3 protein-coding genes are annotated in these 4,787 nt (G+C 44.3%); all 3 read left to right on the top strand.

From position 1 onward, the window contains the following. Positions 1-387: 387 nt before the first annotated feature. The 3 genes from ABZA00_RS16340 (at position 388) to ABZA00_RS16330 (ending at position 4,605) form a co-directional block, all read left to right on the top strand. On the top strand, positions 388-621 hold the full coding sequence (locus tag ABZA00_RS16340; RefSeq protein WP_372883216.1) for a DUF3389 domain-containing protein: 234 nt from the start codon (positions 388-390) through the stop codon (positions 619-621). Between the two features lie 313 nt (positions 622-934). Then, entirely contained in the window at positions 935-2,353 is a 1,419-nt protein-coding gene (locus ABZA00_RS16335; RefSeq protein WP_372883215.1) for a (Fe-S)-binding protein, read from the top strand. 419 nt (positions 2,354-2,772) lie between these two features. Continuing rightward, a complete protein-coding gene (locus ABZA00_RS16330; RefSeq protein ID WP_372883214.1) occupies positions 2,773-4,605 on the top strand; it encodes a cation:proton antiporter in 1,833 nt (610 codons plus the stop codon). The last annotated feature ends 182 nt before the right edge of the window (positions 4,606-4,787 follow it).

Here is a 4,787-nt window from a genome sequence, read left to right as displayed (position 1 = left end):
TATACCCATGTTACTTCAAAATGCTTTGTCAGGCACGAGCTCGGAGACCAGAGCAAGACGCAACATGAGGTAATGGTTATTCCCTTTTCGATTGGTGCAACGCAGCACTGGTTTTCGAGCTAGCGCCCCGTAGGGCAAGGTTAATTGCACCAATCTGCTTTGTTATAAAATTTCTCTGTAGAATAACTATACTTCAATTTTATGCCTGGCATCTCGGCACAATTTGCCTTGCTGACTTTGCATCTTGAAGTATCATGGGTATATATGGTGCTCTAGAACTTGAAGGAGTAATATTGGGCTAACTCATTATGGGCATAATAGCGATGGTCAAAACCGTGACAGTTACTGTAAACTGCGCAGCTACAATGACCGGATAAGAGAAATAAGATGTTAATAGAGTTTAATCAGGGAAAAATAATCGCCAATCACCGTGACATTATGATCAAACTTGAAGGAGATGCAAAAGTAACCCTGCAGGCTCAAGTTGATGAAGTGACACTTATCGGGGGGGCTAATGTCGTCACAGCACTAGGCAGCGGACTAAGCTGGTCTCTGCGTTTGGACAACCGTGAGCAGCTGCAAAGTCTGGCGGCTGAAATAGGTATTGCTATTCAGGAATGAACCCGTATCTGTCGTGCTTACTCGTCGGCAGAAGTATTTCCACCCAGAGCGCTGTCTCTTATACAGAACGCTGTCCTCACCTAACTTGTTGCAGTTTAAGTACTGTTCTCATTTTCCTAGGGAATTATGCGCCACGAGCTTCGAGTCGATGGCTGCGAAGGCCGCTACCTGCTGCTTGCCCCCAATAGTCGTCTTTTTGTTAACTTCCGGACAATACATCCCGCTTCTTACACCTTTTTAAGCTTTTAAAATCAATGGTTTATGTTTGGCCTGTAAATTGCAGAAACTTGTTTATAACAACAGGGAGCAATTGATGAAATCTGAGATCAAGCATGAGTTGGACTGGAGCGGTTATAAAGATCAGGGGATGGGGGATCCCTATGCCGATATTCCCCGTTCGGGCGGTGATTTTGCTAAAGCGGTATCCGTTTGTATTAACAGTGGCGTTTGTGAAGAGCAGACCAGAGGGCTGATGTGCCCCAGTTACCGTATCGATAAGCGCAAGCAGCGATCGCCAGGAGGAAGAGTGAGCTTATTCAAGCGGGTCTTAAACCTGGACAGTCCGGATGCGCTTCTTCAGGATAAGGAGTTGGCAGCGGCAATGGATGACTGTATCTCCTGTAAGGGTTGTAAGCGCGAATGTGAAAGCAGTTTGGATATGGCGATGATCAAGGTGGAATATCTTGCACAACGTATTAAAAATATCACCAGGGTTAAAAAAATAAGACCTGTGTATCTGCGTGCCTGGCTCTTTGCCGAGTGGCCTTTTTTATTATACCGTTACCCCTGGCTTAAATGGGGAATGCGTATCCGCAATGTGCAACCATGGTTAGCTAAACTCAGTGAATATCTGCTCGCAATTAATGCCGGGGTGATCCTTCCTGAGCCTGCAAGGCAGCCTTTTCGCGCTACGCAACAAGTTTACAAACCCTCTTTTATCAATAGCCGCGGGGTTAATAGAAAAAAAGAGAATAAAACGGCTTATAAAGTGGTGCTGTGGATAGATACTTTTACGGCACTATTTCAGCCAGAAGTTGCACAGGATGCGTTGGCTCTTTTATTAAATGCCGGTTACTGCGTGACACTGGTTCAACCTGAACAATCCGGTGACGGTCATATTCTGGATTCAGGGCGTACACTGTTTTCTCAGGGGCGTGTGGATCGTACTAGGGAAGAAGCGTCCAGGTTACTGGCTGTTTTAGGACCGCATGCAGAGAAAGGGCTGTCCATTGTAGGGTTAGAGCCATCTGCTTTGTTGATGCTGCGCGATGAATACAAAGTCCTGGGGTTGGGCGAGCAAGCTCAGCAGATGGCTGGAGCGGCAGTGTTATTAGAAGAATTTATCGCTAAAGAGCGGATCAATCACCGCTTTAATCTACGCTTTATTTCAGCTAAAACAGAGCCTGCTTTGTTAGTGCATGGTCACTGTCATCAAAAATCCGTGGGTGCCATGAAGTCGGTGCGCAAGGTACTGCGTTTGATCCCGGATATTGATTTCAGTATTATTGAATCCAGTTGCTGCGGTATGGCCGGCACCTTTGGCATGGAGACAGAGCATGCTTTGCAGTCTCAAAAAATGGCTGAACTATCGCTGCTGCCGGCACTTCGTCAACAACCCGATGCCACTGTATTGAGTACCGGGTTTTCCTGTGCGCATCAGATTAAAGCGACAACCTCTCGTCAGACCGTGCATTTAGCCAGCTATTTAGCTGAGCATATGATAACAAACTGAGTTTCTTAACAATCAGGCAGGAGCGGGGGATTAGCCTGCTTCGCCCGCCCCTTATATTCCGGGAAAATAATACCAATTCCGTTAATTAGATGATCTATTTAGGCGTAGGAAAAATGGATGAAAGCAAGGCATTGATTGCAGTAACTAGTTGTTCTAATTGAAAAATCAATAACAAAGACTAAAACGTAGTTTTATGTCTAGCTAGCATTCATTTTAACAAGCATAAATGAATAGATAATTATCGGATTTGGTATAAGCACAGTTAAGCGTTCTAAAAATAAACAATTCGATTCGCTGATTATTTCATTAGTAATATTTACCTGACGTGTGCTTTAATTGCCGCCTTGTAAATGATCTATTTATCGTGGAGATAAATGGCGTTGCAAAATTGTCAATTTTTCAGCTAGCTAAGGATATTTATGACTGCACTTATTTTTGCAGCTATAGCGTTTGTGTCTGTCGGGGCGCAGTGGCTGGCATGGTCATTAAAAGTGCCTGCCATCCTATTTTTATTGTTCACGGGCCTATTACTGGGGCCGGGTCTGGGTTTATTAAGTCCCGATAATTTATTAGGGGATCTGCTCTTTCCGGTTATTTCTCTTTCAGTGGGTATTATTCTGTTTGAAGGTGCATTAACGCTGCACTTTAAAGAATTAAAAGGGATTGGCCGCGTGGTGCGTAATTTGTGCTCTATTGGCATGCTGGTGACCTTTGCAGTGATTGGCCTGTCTGCCTATTGGTTACTTGATTTAGACTGGCGCGTGGCCGCTATTGTCGGGGCTGTATTGGTAGTCACCGGGCCGACAGTGATAGCGCCGATGTTAAATACAATGAAACCGGTAAAAGAGGTGGATTCAATTTTACGCTGGGAAGGCATTGTCATTGATCCGATTGGTGCATTATTTGCCGTGCTTATTTTCGGTGCGGTCACAGCGGCAAGTAAAGGTGATGCAGTTATGAATACCCTGTTTGCTCTTGTGCAGATCTTAACTGTCGGTTCATTAATTGGTGTTTTTGTGGGGTGGTTTACTACCTTGCTGATCCGCCGCGAATGGTTGCCTTATGAACTGCATAAATTTGCAATATTGGCATTAGTGTTGGTGACACTCTCTGTTTCAGACTATATCAGTCATGAATCCGGTCTGCTTGCTGTTACTATTTACGGGATATGGCTAGCCAATCAGGATGATCTTGATTTAAGCTCGATTATTGAGTTTAAAGAAGATCTTTCCATGATCTTGATTTCCAGCTTATTTATTCTGCTTGCTGCCCGACTGGATTGGAACAGTGTGTTATTATTAGGTCCGATGATTTTTGTCTTTCTCGCGGTTGTGCTGTTTATTGCCCGTCCTTTATGTATAGCAGCCTCTACCTATGGCAGTAATATCTCTTATAAAGCGCGGGTACTACTTTCCTGGATAGCACCGCGCGGTATTGTTGCTGCTGCAGTCGGCTCTGTTTTTGCGTTAAGCCTTGCTGAAACGGGGGTGAAAGATGCTGAAAAAATAGTGCCGCTGGTATTTTCCGTGATCATTGTTACCGTGGTACTGCAAAGCCTTACGGCGACACCGCTGGCAATAAAATTAGGTCTGCGAAAACCGGAGCCATCAACGATTCTTGTTATTGGCGGGAACCATGTGGCCAGAAGCATTGGTTTAGGCTTAAAGGAATTAGGCTTCCCGGTGCTTTTATCTGATCCTGCCTGGGAAAACTGCCATTTAGCAAGGATGGCCGGGCTTGACTGTTATTATGGTAATCCGCAGTCTGAGCATGCTGAGCGCTTTATACCTATTGCCGATATTAAAATGGTATTGGCATTATCATCCAACCGCCATTATAACGCGCTGGGAGTGCAACATTTTTCTCACCTGCTCGATGATAATTTCGTATTTTCTCTGCATGCTGGGATGAATCATAATAAAGTAAATCAGGTCAGTTCGACTTTCCGTTCCAGACAAATATTATTCCGCAGTGATGTCACTTTTGCTAAATTAAGCGGCATATTAACCAAAGCGGGCAAAATCAAAACAACCACCTTGGGCGAGTCCTTTCTGTGGCAGGATTATCAGGAAGCTAACAAAAATGTTGTGCCGTTATTTGTAATGACGGCTGCGGGCGCGTTAAAACCCTTTGAGATTGGCGATAGTTATCTGCCCGTTGCCGGTGATACGATTGTATCTATGTACCCGATGAGTACATTAAAAAAACAGCAAAATGAAGCGCTAAGCAGAAAGCTGGTAAAAACTGCATAATATTAGCAAAATAGCCGTAAATCCTCCCCCTTCTTTTTAGGGCGGGGATATAAGGCGAAAGTGCAATAGCACTTTATGTGTACTAAAATCTTAATACTGTAACGAAAACCAAGTGCAGAAAGTAAAAACAAATTTTCTACTGACTGACCAAGAAGACCCCACATAGCCTAGTTGCGGATTGT

The sequence above is a fragment of the Psychromonas sp. genome (assembly GCF_041586535.1).
Taxonomy (GTDB): Bacteria; Pseudomonadota; Gammaproteobacteria; order Enterobacterales; family Psychromonadaceae; genus Psychromonas.
Note: the sequence above shows the minus strand (reverse complement) of the source record. Positions and strands in the feature narration are given on the sequence as shown.